The sequence below is a fragment of the Bradyrhizobium sp. NC92 genome, assembly GCF_025200865.1.
Lineage (GTDB): Bacteria > Pseudomonadota > Alphaproteobacteria > Rhizobiales > Xanthobacteraceae > Bradyrhizobium.
Window position 1 is genome coordinate 1,074,210 of sequence record NZ_CP104171.1, and the last position, 17,698, is coordinate 1,091,907.

7 protein-coding genes are annotated in these 17,698 nt (G+C 64.5%); 5 read left to right on the forward strand and 2 right to left on the reverse strand.

The genetic code is table 11. The features are described from left to right. The first annotated feature begins 3 nt into the window (after positions 1–3). The 3 genes from N2602_RS05080 to N2602_RS05090 all read left to right on the forward strand — a co-directional run bounded on the left by N2602_RS05080 (position 4) and on the right by N2602_RS05090 (position 3,980). Complete coding sequence (locus N2602_RS05080; protein WP_260381956.1) at positions 4–792, forward strand: ABC transporter ATP-binding protein; 789 nt, start codon at positions 4–6, stop codon at positions 790–792. Between the two features lie 74 nt (positions 793–866). After that, positions 867–2,705 carry a long-chain fatty acid--CoA ligase gene (locus N2602_RS05085; protein ID WP_260381957.1) on the forward strand — a complete coding sequence of 613 codons (1,839 nt, stop codon included), beginning with the start codon at positions 867–869 and terminating at the stop codon, positions 2,703–2,705. 75 nt (positions 2,706–2,780) lie between these two features. Further along, complete coding sequence (locus N2602_RS05090) at positions 2,781–3,980, forward strand: ABC transporter substrate-binding protein (RefSeq protein WP_260381958.1); 1,200 nt, start codon at positions 2,781–2,783, stop codon at positions 3,978–3,980. Positions 3,981–4,145: 165 nt separating this feature from the next. Here N2602_RS05090 and N2602_RS05095 read toward each other — a convergent pair whose 3' ends face one another. Both N2602_RS05095 and N2602_RS05100 read right to left on the reverse strand, forming a co-directional pair. Then, complete coding sequence (locus N2602_RS05095; RefSeq protein WP_260381959.1) at positions 4,146–5,261, reverse strand: lysozyme inhibitor LprI family protein; 1,116 nt, start codon at positions 5,259–5,261, stop codon at positions 4,146–4,148. 185 nt (positions 5,262–5,446) lie between these two features. Continuing rightward, complete coding sequence (locus tag N2602_RS05100) at positions 5,447–6,178, reverse strand: transglutaminase-like cysteine peptidase (RefSeq protein ID WP_260381960.1); 732 nt, start codon at positions 6,176–6,178, stop codon at positions 5,447–5,449. A gap of 655 nt (positions 6,179–6,833) precedes the next feature. Between N2602_RS05100 and N2602_RS05105 the strand changes: the two genes are divergently transcribed. Further along, entirely contained in the window at positions 6,834–15,188 is an 8,355-nt protein-coding gene (locus tag N2602_RS05105) for a VCBS domain-containing protein (protein ID WP_260381961.1), read from the forward strand. Between the two features lie 148 nt (positions 15,189–15,336). Continuing rightward, positions 15,337–17,568, forward strand: a complete 2,232-nt coding sequence (locus tag N2602_RS05110; protein ID WP_172785069.1) for a CHASE2 domain-containing protein — start codon at positions 15,337–15,339, stop codon at positions 17,566–17,568. Positions 17,569–17,698: the final 130 nt, after the last annotated feature.

Here is a 17,698-nt window from a genome sequence, read left to right on the forward strand (position 1 = left end):
GCAATGGATGCCGCCGTGACCCCGGACATCATCCTCAAGCTTTCCAACGTCGAGAGCTATTACGGGCCGATCATGGCGATCCGTGGCATCTCGCTCGAGGTGCCGCGCGGCCGCATCGTCACGCTTCTCGGGGCCAACGGCGCCGGCAAGACCACGGTGCTGAAGACGATCTCCGGCATCCTCGATTCGCAGAAGGGCGCGATCGAGTTCATGGGCAAGCCGATCCAGCGCATGGAGGCCGACCGCATCGTGCGGCTCGGCCTCAGCCACGTGCCGGAGGGACGGGAGGTGTTCCCGTTCCTCTCCGTGCGCGAGAACCTGATGATGGGCGCCTATCCGCGCAAGGACCGGGACGGCGTCGCCGAGGATCTGGAGCGTGTCTACGGCTATTTCCCGCGCCTGAAGGAGCGCATCAACCAGCCGGCCGGCCAGCTCTCCGGCGGCGAGCAGCAGATGCTCGCGATCGGCCGCGCCCTGATGAACCGGCCGACGCTGCTCTTGCTCGACGAGCCCTCGCTCGGCCTGTCGCCGCTGCTGGTGAAGGAGATATTCACCATCATCCGCCGGGTCAACGAGGAGCAGGGCATGTCGATCCTGCTGGTCGAGCAGAACGCCAAGGTGGCGCTGGAAACCGCCCATTACGGCTATGTGCTCGAGATCGGCCGCATCGTGATGAACGACAGCTGCGACCGCTTGATGCATTCCCAGGACATCCAGGAATTTTACCTTGGCGCCAAGGAAGCGGGCGCTAGAGGCGAACGGCGCTGGAAAAAGAAGAAAACGTGGCGTTAGATGGATAACCCCTCCAGCGCAAAGACCGCCGGCAAGGCAGGCAGCGGGGGGAAGGCGACAAGGAGGAGAGGTGCATGGCCGGAGCGGCGGTGCTGACGGTCGCTGATACGATCGCGAAGAGCTTCTTGCGCGCCGCCGAGACGCGGGGCGACAGGCCGGCGATCCGCGAAAAGAAGTTCGGCATCTGGCAGCCGACGAGCTGGCGAGAGTGGCTCGCGATCTCGAAGGAGATCGCCTACGCGCTTCGTGCCGTCGGTTTCATGCCCGGCGACGTCGCCTCCATCATCGCCAATGCCGTCCCCGAATGGGTCTACGCCGACATGGGCATATTGTGCGCCGGCGGCGTCTCCTCCGGAATCTATCCGACCGATTCTGCGTCCCAGGTCGAGTATCTCGTCAACGATTCCGCGACCCGGGTGATCTTCGCCGAGGACGAGGAGCAGCTCGACAAGATTCTCACCTGCCGCGCGCGCTGCCCGAGCTTGCAGAGGATCATCGTGTTCGACATGGAGGGCCTCAGCGGCTTCTCCGACGACATGGTGATGTCGCTCGACGAGTTTCGCGCGCTTGGCCGCAACCACATGGTCGGCCGCGAGGCGTTGTGGCAGGAGATGATCGACAGCCGTGTCGCCGGCGATCTCGCGATCCTCGTCTATACGTCCGGCACCACCGGTCCGCCCAAGGGCGCGATGCACGCCAATCGCAGCGTGACCCACCAGATGCGGCACGCCAACGACTTCATCCCGGCGCGGGAGGACGAGGATCGCCTGGTGTTCCTGCCGCTGTGCCATGTTGCCGAGCGCGTCGGCGGCTATTACATCTCGGTCGCGCTCGGCTCCGTGATGAATTTTGCCGAAAGCCCGGAAACCGTGCCGGACAATCTGCGCGAGGTGCAGCCGACCGCTTTTCTGGCGGTGCCGCGCGTCTGGGAAAAATTCTATTCCGCCATCACCATCGCGCTGAAGGATGCGACGCCGCTGCAGCAATGGGTCTATCGCCGCGCCATCGGCATCGGCTACCGCATGGTCGATTGCCGGCTCGAGGGCAGGGCGCCGCCGCTGTCGCTGCGCATCGCCAACCGCATCGCCTATGTGGTCGCGTTCCGCAACATCCGCCGCATGATCGGGCTCGACCGCTGCCGCATCGCATTCACCGGCGCAGCGCCGATCGCGCCGGAGCTGATCCGCTGGTATCTGGCACTCGGCATCGACATGCACGAGGTCTACGGCCAGACCGAGAATTGCGGGGTCGCCACCATGATGCCCGCGGACAGGATCAAGCTCGGCTCGGTCGGCACCGCCGTGCCCTGGGGCGAGGTCGCGCTGTCGCCCGACGGCGAGATCCTGATCAAGGGCGACTTCCTGTTCATGGGCTACCTGAACCAGCCGGAGAAAACCGCAGAGACGATCGATCCCCGCGGCTGGCTGCACACCGGCGACGTCGGCACCATCGACAACGAGGGCTTCGTCCGCATCACCGACCGGATGAAGGACATCATCATCACCGCCGGCGGCAAGAACATCACGCCGTCCGAGATCGAGAACCAGCTCAAGTTTTCGCCCTACATCTCGGACGCCGTCGTGATCGGCGACAAGCGGCCCTATCTCACCTGCCTCGTGATGATCGACCAGGAGAACGTCGAGAAGTTCGCCCAGGATCACGACATCCCCTTCACCAATTATGCCAGCCTGTGCCGGGCGAGGGAGATCCAGGACCTGATCGGGCGCGAGATCGAACAGGTCAACGGCAATTTTGCCCGCGTCGAGACCATCAAGAAGTTCTACCTGATCGAGCGCCAGCTCACCCCCGAGGACGAGGAGCTGACGCCGACCATGAAGCTGAAGCGCGGCTTCGTGAACAAGCGCTACGCCGCCGAGATCGAGGCGATGTATCGCGAGCGTGCGGTGGCGTGAATAGCTTTCGAAAAAGCGAGGGAGCGATGGCCCCGCCCTTCGCACAATACGGGCCCAAAAGGAGAGGAGACCTCAATGTCGAAGTCGTTCCACGCGTTCGGCCTTGCTATGGGCGCTATCGCGCTCACTTGTCTGCCGGCCGTCGCGCAAACCAAGATCACCAATGAAGGCATTTCGGCAACCGAGATCGTCATCGGCACCCATCAGGACCTGTCGGGTCCGATCAAGGGCTGGGGCGTGCCGGTCTCCAACGGCATGAAGATGGCCGTCGAGGAGGTCAACGCCGCCGGCGGCATCAACGGCCGCAAGATCCGCCTGGTGGTCGAGGACAGCGGCTACGATCCGAAGAAGGCCGTGCTGGCTTCGCAGAAGCTGATCGAGCGCGACAAGATCTTCGCGATGGTGGGACCGATGGGATCGCCCACCGTGCTCGCCGCGCAGGATATCCTGCTCGACGCCGGGGTCATGCAGCTCTTCCCGCTGACGGCAGCCGAGTTCACCTTCAAGTTCGATCCCGCCAAGCCGCAGGAGCGGCTGAAGTTCAACAACCTGCTTCCTTACGTCGAGAGCACGCGCGCGGCGCTCAAATACATGATTGAGGCAAAGAATTTCAAGAAGCCCTGCATCATGCATCAGGACGACGAGTACGGAAAAAACGTGCTCGATGGTTTTAACCAGCAGCTCGCCGCCATGAAGGTGCAGCCGGCCTCGATCACGAGCTACAAGCGCGGCGCCTCCGACTTCTCGGCGCAAGTCGCCAAGATGAAGTCCGACGGCTGTGATCTCGTCGTGCTCGGCGCGGTGCTCCGTGAGCCGATCGGCACGATGAGTGAAGCGAAGAAGCTCGGTTGGGACGTCACCTTCCTCGGCGCCACGCCCGTCAACGTGCTCGAGGTGCCGGCGCTCGGCAAGGAAACGGTGGAAGGCTTGTATGCTGCTTCGAACTTCGAAATTCCCTATGAAGACACCGCAAAGGGAAAGGTGAAGGACTGGCTCGTCAACTACAAGAAGATGTTTGGCGCCGACGCCAACACCCAGGCCATCATCGGCTACAATTCAGTGATGACGTTCGCGCATTATGCCAACAAGGCTGGCAAGGATCTGACTGGCCAGAAGATGCTCGACGCGCTGGAGTCCGGCGACAAGTTCCAGGACATCTTCAATTCGCCGCCGACGGTGTTCTCGAAGACCAACCATCTCGCGACCACCGTCACCCAGGTCCAACAGGTCAAGAACGGCCGCTGGGTGCTGGTGAAGGACAATCTGATGTTTTGATCTCTTGCCTCTCCCCGCTCGCGGGGAGAGGCCGCAGCGCATCGAAGATGCGATGCGGGTGAGGGGGACTCTCCGCGAGTCCAGTTCTCACCGTGATCGCGGAGGCAGCCCCTCACCCCAACCCTCTCCCCGTAAGAACGGGGAGAGGGAGAAGGAAGATAGCCCCTACGATCCCCCGCCTGCGGTGCCCGAGCTCACCGGGGCGAGCTCGTCTTCCCGGCAGCGCCAGCCATCGTCGGCTTTGACGAAGGCGAAGGTTCGCTGGATTCTCAGCCGGCGCGTGACGTTGAAGGCGTCTGCGGCGCGCTCCTTGTTGCCGGCTCCCGGCTGCGGACGACCCGTCGTGGGGTCCCAGCAGGTGCCGGTGCAGATGGAGGCGATCTTGCTGCACACGGTGAAGGGGGCCAGCACGGCCATCTCGATTTCGCCGGTGACCTGCGCCTCCTGGTCGCTCATCTGGCTGTCGAGCGCATAGACGCGGTTGATGCGCAGGAAATTGCCGCAGGAATTGGCCGCATGAATCCGCGCGGCGCAGAAATCGACCGCGTCGGTGTCGGGTGATCGGGCCGCGACCTGCCGGCCGAACACCTTCTTGGGATCGCCTTTCGCCGCGCGGATTTCGTCGGTCTTGCGCTTCAAATGTTCGGCGAGACAGTCCTCCGCGGATTCCAGCTCATGCAGCGGTACGTTCTCCTTGCCGACCAGATTGCATTTGCGGTCGCGCTCGCGTGTCCACCGTCCATATTCGGCGAAGGCAAAGCGTGCCGCGGTCGGGTCCAATTTGCCGATCAGGCCGAGCACCAGGCCATTGAGCTCGGTTTCGGCAAGCGCCAGCGTGGGGTCGGCGCAGATCACCGCGCCCGCAGCGGTGTTGGCCGCAAGGCAGTCGAAATCCGGATCGCGAACGATCGCGGCGCGCTCCTCGGTGACCTTGAGCAGGCACGCCTTGACCTGGTCGAATTCGTCCGGGCGGATCGCGGTCTGGCCGACGATGCCGCAGCTGAGGTTGCGTTGGCGGACCCAGATCGCATTCTCCTCGATTCCAGGCAGGCGATCCGGCAGGCGGGCGAGCCGCGCCTCGATCGCGACGCTCAGCTTCTCGGCGGCGGCGGCAAGGGTCGCATCACCGCAGAACAATTGATTGCCGGGGTCGCGAATCTGCTGGCAGTTGTTCCTGGAGAACAGCGGCAGCCTGTCGGCGATTGCGCGGTCGGATTGCGCCGACGCGGACGCCGCCGGCAATGCCAGCAGCGCAAGCACAGACAGCACGATGAACCGCATTCCAGTCGCCCCCCGCACGGAAGGCGCCATGCTAGCGTCTGGTCTTGCGCGGTGAAATGGGTTTGTGCGGAAGAGCAGCGGGAGGTCTGTAGCCCGCATGGTGCGCAAGCGCAATCCGGACCCGGTGCGAGTGGCAAGAGTCCCGGATTTTGCTGCGCTCTAGCCGGGCTAGGAGGCCGATTCGATCAACGCGCCTCGGCGGCCGCCATCGAGACCTGTACCGGCTCGTCGACATATTTCAGCACGGCCGATTGGTGGAGCACGAACAGCGGCTGATAGCTCCGCGTCGCGTCGTCCCTGATCATCGCCATGCGGCGATTGTCGAGCATGAGCCATTGGCCGTCGAGCTTTGCTGCGGCAATGGCGTGCGCCTCGCCGGCCCTGACGTCGCGCACCACGACCATGCGGAGGTCTTCAGAGGCAAGTCCCGCCAGCCGCAGCGCGGCCAGCTTGGCGATGGCATAGTCCTCGCAATCGCCGGCGCCGCGCGCGAAGGTCGCAAGCGGCGAGCTCCAGAGGTCGGCGCTGCCGTCGTTGGCGGCATGGATGGCGAGATTGATGGCGCGGTTGATCTCGCCGAGCCGCGCACGGCCGTCGCGGGCGCGGGCCTGATCGACGATGGCGAGCAGCTCGAGCGCCGCGGGTGAAGCGCAATTGTCCCGGTCGCCGTCGCACAGCGCGAGCTGCACCATGTCGTCGTCGAGCTTGTCCTTCAGCGCGGACCATTTCTGCTGCAGGCTGCCGGATGAGATGGCGAAGGCGAACACGCCAAACGGTTCGGCGGATTTGCGCACGAGGACGCCGGCGCCCGGCGAGAGCAGCGTGCCGGCGCGAAGCTCGGCGGCCGATCCGAGCAGGATCAAGCCGCACATGACAAGGATTGCGCGAAAGGCGCGCGAGCGAGCAGCGGTCTCCATCTGACATCCCCTTCCCAGGCTTCGCGAGATCCCCCTCGATCTCGTCGTGCCGGGCTTTGTTGCTTTCGCGGAGATAGTGCGAGACGGGCCGTTTTGTTCTGCTTAACGCGCCCGGCAGGGGTCTCAAAACCGGGTGGCAGGCTGAATCGGACCCGCCCGAATTGCGTAAAATTTTACGATTCGACGGCTAGGAGAGCCTCGCTGCCGCGAAATGGAACCAATTGCAGGCAGAAGTTGCGACGGGTGCCGAATCTCACCTATGGCTAACGACCCGCTATTTCACGGGTTCTGTTAGTTAGGTCACAGATTTAACGCCGTATTTGCCGCAGGATGTTGCAGGGCATCACGAACAAAAGATGACGCAAGTATCTGTTCTACCAGTTTTACTTCGAATGACTTGGGGCGGCGGGAAATGCGTGCATCTAACCCTGTTTCGACTTCCGAATTCTTGGAATATGACTTCCGCTCCTCTGGGAATGCACCGCCCGGCGCAGGCTCTTACGGTCAAGTGACGCGAAATCACACAAGCAATAGATGGTTTCGCTAAGGACTTGGTAATGCTAAGCAAGCTTAGGTCGTCGATACTTACATAAATTTTAACCCTTTTTACGGTGCCCGGTTGAATTACGCTGGCAAATTTGACGCCGCGACGTCTTTGGACGGCCAGAGTTCCAACTCGCCCGTCTTTGTCCACGTCGATTCCTTTGCCGCCAAGCCCTTCATTGCCAAGGCGCATGGCCATGTGCCCGACGGTGCATTCGTCGTTCCCGACGCCAATCTGATCTTCAACGGCGAGTTCAAGCGTGCCGGGCTCGACCTCGTGCTGTCGCACGACGGTCACGAGTTCGTCGTTCACGATTATTTCAGGGGCGACAAGCGCGCCGCGATCGCTTCGCCCGACGGCGCCCACCTCGGCGGCGACGTCGTCAACGCCCTCACCGGCCACGTCCAGGTCGCCCAGGCCGCGCCCGGCGCCGGTGCGGCCCAGGTCATCGGTCACGTCACCAAGCTCGTGGGCAGCGCGACCGCCATCCGCAACGGCGTCTCGGTGATCCTGAACAACGGCGACAACGTCGAGAAGGGCGACGTGGTCTCGACCGGCGCCGATTCGACGCTCGGCATCACCTTCATCGACGGCACCGTGTTCGGCTTGTCCTCCAATGCGCGGATGGTGCTGAACGAGATGGTCTACGACCCCAACGGGTCGAACAATTCCTCGCTGCTCAGCCTGGTCGCGGGCACCATCACCTTCGTCGCCGGCGAAACCGCCAAGCACGGCGACATGAAGGTCGACACGCCGGTCGCCACCATGGGCATCCGCGGCACGGCGGTGCTGACACAGATCAACTTCGTCGTTCCCGCCGGCGGCGGCGATCCGCAGCCGCAGGCGAGCTTCCAGGTGCTGGTCGAGCCGAACGGCACGACCGGCTCCTACATCCTGTTCGACAAGGTCACGCTGCTGCCGATCGCGACGGTCAACCAGGCCGGCCAGATGATCCAGATCAGCGGCGGCAACGTCTCGGTCACCAATGCACTGATGTCGCCCGATGTGCAGAAGCTGATCACGGACGTGTTCACGCTGAAGTTCACCGACAACAACACCAACACCAAGCTGACCACGAACTACACCGACACGATCACGCCGTTCGGCCATGAGGTGGTGCTCAAGTCGGGGTCCGGTCCGATCGTCACCGCGACCTTCGTCAATCTCAATCCGCAGACGCAGGAAGGCCCGACCACGTCGACGCCGACGCCCGGCCGCATTCCCGGTCAGCCGATCGCGCAAAGCTTCGACCTCGGCGGCAACGTGAAGACGGCGTTCGCGCTGACCGAACGGGCGGACACCACCGGCGATACGCACGCCGACACGATTTCCGGATTGATCAGATTCCTCGATCAAAACCTCGGCGACCTGCCGACGGTGAGCGTGAGCCTCGCCGAGGCGCCGAACTACGTCTACAAGAGCGCCGGCCAGCAGGATGTCACCGGCTCGCTCACCGCGCTGCAGAAGCAGGACATCGCGGCGACGCAGATTCAGATCAGTGTCGTCGCCGACCCCGCCAACAACAATAACGGCTCGGCGGTCTGGACCTACACGATCCCGGACAAGGTCTTCGATTTCCTCGCGGCCGGCGAGACCCTGACGCTGACCTACATGGTCCGCGTCGACACCAATTTCTCGGTGAACCCCGAGTCCAAGTTCATCCCGATCACGATCACGATCACGGGAACGAACGACAAGCCGGTGGTCACCACCGACGTTCCCGTCATCACTTTCGAAGGCGGCACCAGCGTGCCGGGTGGCCCGCTCACCAGCGACGTTCCGACCTCGGGCACGCTGAGCTTCGATGACGTCGATCTCACCGACAAGCATACGGTGTCGGTGGCGCTGACCAGCGCGACCCTGCCCGGCGGCACCGTTCCGCCCGGTCCGCTCGCGGCATTCCAGAGCGCGATGTCGGTCGCGATCGCTGCGGGCGCCGACAGCACCGGTGACGGCACCGGCACCATCAACTGGTCACTGGCCGATCTCCCGGTCTATCTCGCCGACTTCATCCCGAAGGGCGTGGTGCTGACGCTGGTCTACACCGTCACCGTCACGGACTCGCAAGGCGCGACGGCCCAGCAGACGATCACCGTCACGATCACCGGCACCGACGCGCCCGCCGTGGTCTGGATCGCGACCGACAAGGCGGGCGCGCCCTCCGGCGGCTTCTGGAAGGACGCGGCCAATTGGGAGACCGGGACCGTCCCGACCATCGATGACGACGTCATTGTCATCACCGATCAGCTGCACGGCCTGACGCCGTCCTATCCGGTGACGATCGATGCGGCCGCCTATGCGAAATCGCTGACGATGAACGATTTCGGCGGCCCGCCGCCGAAGCTGATCAACCAGAGCTCGCTGACCATTGCCGGTGCGCTCAACATGAGCGCGGACTCGATCCTCACCAACGCCGCGACCGGCACGATGTCGGTCGGCGGCAAGGCCGAGATATTGGACACGAGCGTGCTCACCAATGCGGGCCACCTGACGCTCGCCGGCGGCGGCGATTTCGCTGCCGGTACCACGATCACCAATTCCGGCACGCTGGAGCTGTCGGGCGGCACCTTGAAGATGCTGGCCGACATTACCAATGCCGGCGGCACGCTGAAGGCTGACGCGGGCACGACGCTGATCGTGGACAATGCGGCCGTCCATGGCGGCACGGTCACGATTCTCGGGACACTGGAACTCGACGGCGCCAGCTTGATCGAGAACGGCTCATTGACCAATTCCGGTACGGTCAACGTCGGGGGCACGGTCGAATTTGCCAACGAGACGGTCTCCAACACCTCCGCCGGCACGATCAAGGTACTGGCGAATGGCTGGTTGACGATCGACCAGGGATCTAGCGTCGCCAACGCCGGCCACGTCACGGTCGATGCCTCGGGCAAGCTGTCGATCAGCGGCGCAACCATCAGCGGCGGCATGATCGACGGTGGCGGCAACATAGACGTCACCGGCGCCAGCAGGATCGACGGCGGGGCGACATTGAGCACGAGCGCCGTCACGGTCGGAAGCGGGGTGACGCTGACGCTCGACGATGTCACCGTTGCGGGGGCCGCGATCGCAAATGGCGGCACCGTCAAGATCGATGCGAGCAAGAAACTGACGCTCTCGGGCGCGAGCGTCACCGGCGGCCAGCTCAACGTGCTCGGTACGCTGGCCTCGTCCGGCGCCAGCACCGTCACCAATGCGTCCATCACCAACAACGGCCTGATCGAGGCGATCGGCGGCGTGTTGACGCTCGCCGCCACGACCTCGGCCGCCATTGCCAATGCCGGCACCCTCCGCGCCAACGGCGCCGAGCTCGATATCGACCATCAGGCCGTCACCAACACCGGCACTCTGGCCGCGATCAACGGCGGCACGCTGAAGCTGACCGCGATGACGGTGACCAACACCGGCGGCACCGTGTCGGTCGCATCGGGCTCGTCGCTCGATCTCGCCGGTTCGACCATCAGCGGCGGCACTGTGACGATCGCGGGCACGCTGGAATCGACCGGCACGAGCGCAGTCGACGGCGCCGACCTCAACAACACCGGCACGATCTCCGTGACCAGCGGCACGCTGACGATCGATCCCGGCCTGCTTCATGCCATCACCAATCTCGGCCTGATCGAGGCGGCGGGCGGGAGCATCCTCAAGCTCGCGACCGCGACGGTCAGCAATGCCGGCGGCACGATCGCGGTCGACGGCGCCTCGAAGCTCTATCTGGCCGACGTCTCGATCAACGGCGGCACCCTGAGCAATGCCGGTCATCTCTACGGCGTCTCCGGCAGCAGCACGATCACGGGCGCGGTCACCAACACCGGCACGATCGAGGTGCAGGCCGGCACGCTGAACCTCGCTGGCGGCATCACCGGCGTCGGGACGCTGCTCGTCGACGACGGCGCGACACTCGCGCTGGGCGGCGCGGATGCGCAGACCGTCACTTTTGCCGGCGGTGCCAATACGCTCCGGCTCGATGCCACGAGCCATGATTTCACCGGCACCATTACGGCCGGGGCCTCGACCGGCGGTACCTTCAGCGTCACCGGTGATGCCGATATCGCCAGCGCGAGCGGCGACGCGCTCACGCTCGCTGCATCCGGCGGAACCAGCGGCAACCATGGCGACGTCATTCTGACGCCAACCGGCGCACTGACCGGCGCGGCCAACGGGCTCGTCGTCACCCAGAACGGCGCCGGCGACGTCTCGTTGACCGCAACCAAGGACATCACGGGCCTCGCCGGCAACGGCATCACGCTGCGCGACAGTGCGACCGGCTCCGGCGACATCACCGTCAACAATCTCACCGGCAAGGCGACCGGCACCGGCACGAATTCGGTCGGCGTTCTCGTCGAGAATTTGAACGCTGCCAATAGCGGCGACATCTCGATCACTCAGCTCGGCGGCGCGGCGGGCGGCGCGTATGGCATCGATGCAGCGACGCTGGGCCACGGCGACATCGACATTGACGCCGGTGGCTCGATCACCGGCGGCTTCATCTACGGCATCCGGACGCGCAGCTATGGCAGCGGCAGCCAGACCGTCACGACGGAGGCCGGCAGCATCGTTACGTCGGCCAGCTCGGGCATCGTCGCCGTCAATCGCGCGACATCGATCAACGCTGCGGCCGATAGCAGCGTCACGGTCACCAGCTACGGCACGATCAATTCGGGAAGCAGCCCGAACCTGGCCGGCAATGTTCCGGCCGGCATCGAAGCCGGCTACACCGGCGCCACCAGTGGCACCCACGCCAATACCGGCGTCAACGGCTCGGTGGTCGTCAACAACCATGGCAACATCACCGCCGCGGCCGGTTACGGCATCAACGCCTATAATTACGGGAGCGGCGACGTCTCGGTGACCAGCTTCGCCGGCACCACGATCTCGGTGTCCGGGGCGCAGAGCATGGGAATCAACGCCGCAGCATTGAGCGGCGGCACCGGTGACGTCACGGTCACGCTCGGCGAGAATGTCACGATCTCGGGTGCGGCCAGCTATGGCATCAGGGCCCACAGCATCGACCAGGGCGACATCAGCGTCACCCTGGCGAAAGGCGACAGCATCACCTCCGGCAGCTCCGGCATCGTGGCCGTCAATTTTGCGACGGCCATTGCCGCCGGCGTTGCGAGCACGATCTCGGTCGAAGCACACGGCACGATTCATTCCGGCACCACGCTCAACAACGACGGCACCACGCCGGGCGCGATCATCGCCGGCTACAAGCCCGGCGGAAACGGCACATTCTCGAACGCGGTCAACGGCGACGTGGTCGTCAACAGCGATGCGAACATCACCGCGGCTGCCGGCTATGGCATCGAGGCGTTCACCTGGGGTGTTGGCGACATCACCGTCACGACCGGCCAGAATTCACAGATCTCCGCCGCAGGCACCGCGATCGCGGCGTTCGATCATGGCGGCGGCGACGTCAGCATCACCAATGACGGTTCGGCCTCCGGGGCGGTCGGCGTGGCTGCCCTCGCCACCGGCGCCGGCGACGTCACCATCGTCAATCATGGCGACATCGGCAGCACGAGCTTCGCCGGCATCAGCGTCACGCAGAATGGGGCCGGCGCGACCGGCTCGACGCACATCACCAATTCCGGCTCGATCTCGGCTCCCACCGGTCACGCGGCGATCTACATCCAGGAGAACGCGACCGGCACGGCGACGATCGACAATTCCGGCACGATCGGTGCTGCGGACGCATCCGGCGTGACCTCGACGACCTATGCGATCGTCGAGACCGGCGGCGCCATCACGATCAACAACTCTGGCGACATCAATGGCAACATCTCCGTCGCCACGGCCACCTTCAACAACAACGCGGGCGGCATCTGGACCGTCTCCGGCACCAGCGTGTTCGGCAGCCTGTCGTCGATCGTCAACGACGGCGATATCGACCTGCTCGATGGGGCCTCGATTGCCGGGACCGGCCTGAGCATTGCGAACTATCATGAGATCGACAGCTGGGGCACGGCGACGATCTCCGGCGCCATCACCAACGCCGGTACGATCGAGGTCAACGCCGGGACCCTGACGCTGTTCGGCTCGCTGTCCGGCGCGGGGTCGGTTACCGTCGATGCCGGCGCGCTCCTGAAGCTCGAAGGCACGGTCACGCAAACGGTCACGCTCGCCGGTGATGGCGCCGCGCTTCAGATCGATACGTCGTCCTTCGGCGGATCGATCGCGGGGCTGTCCGCGGGCGACACGATCGACCTGTCCACGATCAAGTACGGTCTCGGCACCAGTGCGGTCTATGTCGCCAATGCCGACCCTGCGACCGGAGGCGTGCTGACGGTCACCGACGCCGATGGCAACCACATCGATCTGAATCTGACCGGTGCCGACTACAGCAACGCCCATTTCGCCGGCAGCAGCGACGGCCATGGCGGCACCCTGATCACGTTCAATGCGGATGATGATGCACCGGTCTTCACCGCGGCAGAGGCCTCGCCGAGCGTGAGCTTCTCCGAGCTCGAGAGCACCACCGGCGATCCGACGCTCGATCCGGTCTCGGGTGGGACGGGCGCGATCCATTTCACCGACATCGACCTCACCGATCGTCCGACGGTGACGAACGTCGCGTATGCCTTGACTTGGCTCGACGCCGACCACACCACGCAGCTGACGCTGTCGCCGGACGAAATCACCGCGTTGGAGCAGGCGCTGACGCTCTCTGCGCCCGGCAACAAGAACAACGGCGCGATCGGCTGGAGCTATTCCATCGCCGATAGCGCGCTGGATTTCCTCGGCGAAGGCCAGACCGTGACGGTGGTCTCCACCATCACGCTGGCGGACCATCAGGGCAAGACCGATACGGCCGCGGTGACGGTCACCATCACCGGCAAAAACGACGCGCCGGTGATCACGGTCGCAAGCGGCGACAGCGCCGGCGCGACTCTGGACGAGGCCAATGCGGGGCTGGACAAGACCGGCACGCTGACCCTGTCCGACGCGGACGCCACCGATCATGTGAGCGTCGCGCGCGATCACCTCTCGGTCTATCTTGACGGTGTGTTGCAGACCGACGACGTCGGCGGGCTGTCGAACACCGATCTACTGAACTATCTGACCGTTCCGGCTGCCGATATCCTGAACGGCACCGCCACCCACGCGCAGTTCACCTGGACCTTCAACTCGCAGGGGGAGGACTTCGATTTCCTCGCCGCCGGCCAGACCCTGTCGCTGCAATACACGATCGTCCCGTCGGATGCCGATGGCGCCGGCACCAGCAGCACCGTCACGATCGACATCGTGGGCAGCAACGACGCGCCGACGCTCGATGATGCGACGCTGGCGTCCGTCGCCGGCAACGACAGCGATCCGAGCGGAGCTGCGATCAGCAGCCTGTTCACGGACAAGTTCCACGACGCCGACACCGGTGCGACATTCAAAGCCCTCGCGGTGACCTCCGACGCCGCCACCACGGCGCAGGGCGTCTGGCAGTACGAGCTCGCCGGCACGGATCAATGGGCCGACATCGGGTCGGTCAGCAACACGAACGCGCTGGTGCTGGGCCCCGATACGCTGATCCGGTTCGTGCCCGCCAACGGCTTTTCCGGGACGCCGGGCGCGCTGGGAGTCCACGCGCTCGACGACACCTATACCGGTGCCATCACGACTGATCTGTCGACCGCGACAATCGATCTTTCAGTGACCGGCACCGGCGGTGAGACTCCGGTCTCGCAGGATCTCACCACCATCGGCACGGAAGTGACTGCTCCCGCCGACGGCCCGGTGATCAACACCGAGAGCTTCCAGGTCGAGCATATCATCGAGAACAACTCCGACATCATCACCGATCTCATGGTCACCGGCTCGGCGGACCACGACTTCACCGTCACCATGTCGACGGCGCATCCAGGTCTTAGTCAGGTGGACTTCTATCCGGCCTCGGGCTCGCTCGAGGAGATCAACCTCGGTTTCGAGACCGGCGCCACCTACAATCCGACAGCGGCCAGCTCCGATCCTCAAGCCCAGCCGCCGGACATCGAGCAGATCACGCTGACTGTGACGGACCAGGCCACGGGGCTGTTCGACACCGTCCATTTCATCTTCCACGAGGCCGGCGACACCAGCCAGGCCGTTGCCCTGGAAGGCACCAGCGGCAAGGACGTCATCTTCGCGACCGATACGAACAGCACGCTGACAGGCGGGGAGGGCAAGGATCAGTTCGTGTTCGCGCCGGGCTTGTTGTATGACGACAACGGGCAACCCGTCACCGATTTCTCCCACACGATCACCGATTTCAAGGTAGGGCTCGACAAGATCGATCTGCGGCAGTTCTCCGACGTCGGCTGCAAGGGCGACCTCGCCATCGCCCAGCAGCAAAATGGCGACACCCTGATCACCTGGAATCAGGAGGTCTCGCAGCAATCCGGACTGATACAGGAGCACGAGTCGCTCCTGCTCAAGAACGTGGTCGCCGCAAATCTCCAGGCCAGCGATTTCATCTTCGGCACGCATGTCACGTGAGGACGTGCGGGTCCTATCGGCCAACAGGCGCGTAGCTTGACCGCGGCAAAAAATTCACCGTCTACCACCGTCAGGGAATAGCCAATCGCGGGCCGAGGCTCCATGATCGGTCCGCCCGGCGTGGTGCGGGGCGGGAAGTTCGGCTGGCATGAAACGTCTGAGGATCCTGCGGCGGTGGTTTGCGCGGAAGCTCGGCTTTGCGCGGCTGATGTGCCTTGCGCTGCTGGTTCTATTCGCCGTTGCGCGCCTCTGGGATCCGCCGCCGATCCAGGAATTGCGGCTGCGCACCTTCGACATGTTCCAGCTGATCGATCCCAGGCACAAGACGGCGCGGCCGGTCACCATCGTCGACATCGACGACAAGAGCCTCGCCAAGCTCGGGCAATGGCCGTGGCCGCGGACGCGGATCGCCGATCTGATCCAGAGCCTCACCAACAACGGCGCGGTGGCGATCGGCTTCGACGTGGTGTTTTCGGAGCCCGACCGACTCAATCCGGATCTGGTCGCGGGCCAGATGCGCTATCTCGACGACGCCACGCGCGCCAAGCTGCGCGGGCTGCCGACCAACGACCAGATCCTCGCCGAGGCGATCAAGCGCTCGCGGGTGGTGCTGGGCGAGACGGGTCTGCCCGATATCCTGGCCGAGCCCGACAAGTCACTTCCGCTCACGGGCGTGGCGACGGTCGGGGAGGAGGGCGCCGACCGCTTCCTGTTCGAATTTCCAGGCCTGCTGCGCAACGTGCCGGTGATCGAAATGGCGGCCGCCGGCCGCGGCCTGTTCTCGATCAGAAAGGAGCGCGACGGGTTCATCCGCCGCGTGCCGATGGTCATGCGTGCCCAAGGCAACATCATGCCATCGCTCAGCCTCGAGATCCTGCGCGTCGTCACGGGGACACCGACGCTGCTGATCAGGACCGACAAGACCGGCGTGCGGGCCGTGCGCCTCAAGGGCGTCGAGATCCCCACTGACAAGAACGGCCAGTTCTGGGTGCACTACGCCCGCAGGGATCCTTCGATTTACGTCTCCGCGGCCGACGTGCTCGACAACAGCGCGTCGCCGAGCAAGTTCGCCGGCAAGCTGGTGCTGGTCGGGACCTCCGCGGCCGGGCTCAACGACATCAAGACGACGCCGGTGTCCGCGACCATGCCGGGCGTCGAGATCCATGCCCAGGTGCTGGAGAGCGTGCTCAGCGGCGCGGTGATCTCGCAGCCGAACTACGCGCTCGGGATCGAGCTGATCACGGCGCTGGTGATCGGCCTGCTCGTCATCATCTTCACGCCGAATCTCGGCCCCGTCCGCCTGGTGCTTGCGGGTGGGGCCTTCGCCGCCATCCTGGTCGGCGTGTCCTGGTTCTTCTACGTGCAGCACCGCCAGCTCATCGACTTCACCTATCCGCTGCTGTCGACCACCGCGGTCTATCTGACGCTGATCTTCGCCAGCTTCGTGCGCGAGCAGCGCCAGCGCGTGCAGATCCGCGGGCAGTTCGCGCAATACATGTCGCCGGTGCTGGTCGAGCAGCTGGCGCAATCGCCGGAAAAGCTCGTGCTCGGCGGCGAGGAGCGCGAGATGACGATCATGTTCTCCGACGTGCGCGGCTTCACCACGATCTCGGAGAGCTACAAGCACGATCCGCAAGGGCTGATCGCGCTGATGAACCGCTTTCTGACGCCGCTGACCGACGTGATCATCGAGCGCAAGGGTTACATCGACAAGTACATGGGCGACGCCATCATGGCGTTCTGGAACGCGCCGCTCGACGATGCCGAGCACGAGATCAACGCCTGCGAAGCCGCGATCCAGATGCTGGAGCAGATCGACGAGGTCAACAAGGAGCGCGAGCAGGAAGCCGCCGACGGCGGCCACGTCTACATCCCGCTCAATGTCGGGATCGGTCTCAACACCGGCATCGGCGTGGTCGGCAACATGGGCTCCGACCTGAAGAAGAACTATTCGGTGCTCGGCGACAGCGTGAACCTGGCCTCGCGCCTCGAGGGCCAGTCGAAGGCATACGGCTTTCCGATCATCGTGGGCTCGCGCACCGCGCTCGCCGCCAAGGAAAAGTTCGCGATCCTCGAGCTCGACTTCATCATGGTCAAGGGCAAGTCCGAGCCGGAAGTGATCTACGCCATCGCCGGCCGCGAGGACGTGATGCATTCGGCCGCGTTCCAGCGCCTGCGCAACATCACCATCGAGATGCTCGGTTGCTACCGTAGCCGCGACTGGCAGGGCGCGCTGGACGCGATCGAGCGCGGCCGCAAGAGCGAGGACGCCGACACGCTGGAGAAGCTGTTCAGGCTTTACGAGGCGCGGATCAAGGATTTCCAGATCGAGCCGCCGCCGGAGGGCTGGACCGGCGCCTATGCCCTGCTGACCAAGTAATGGTCGCCGTCACCGCCTCCCGCAGGGTGGGCAAAGCGAAGCACGCCTACCATATGCAGGTGCATCGAGGTAAGTATGGCCGAGGGGTACGGCGCCTGGCGCCATTGCCCAACCAGAAGAAAAAAGGGCG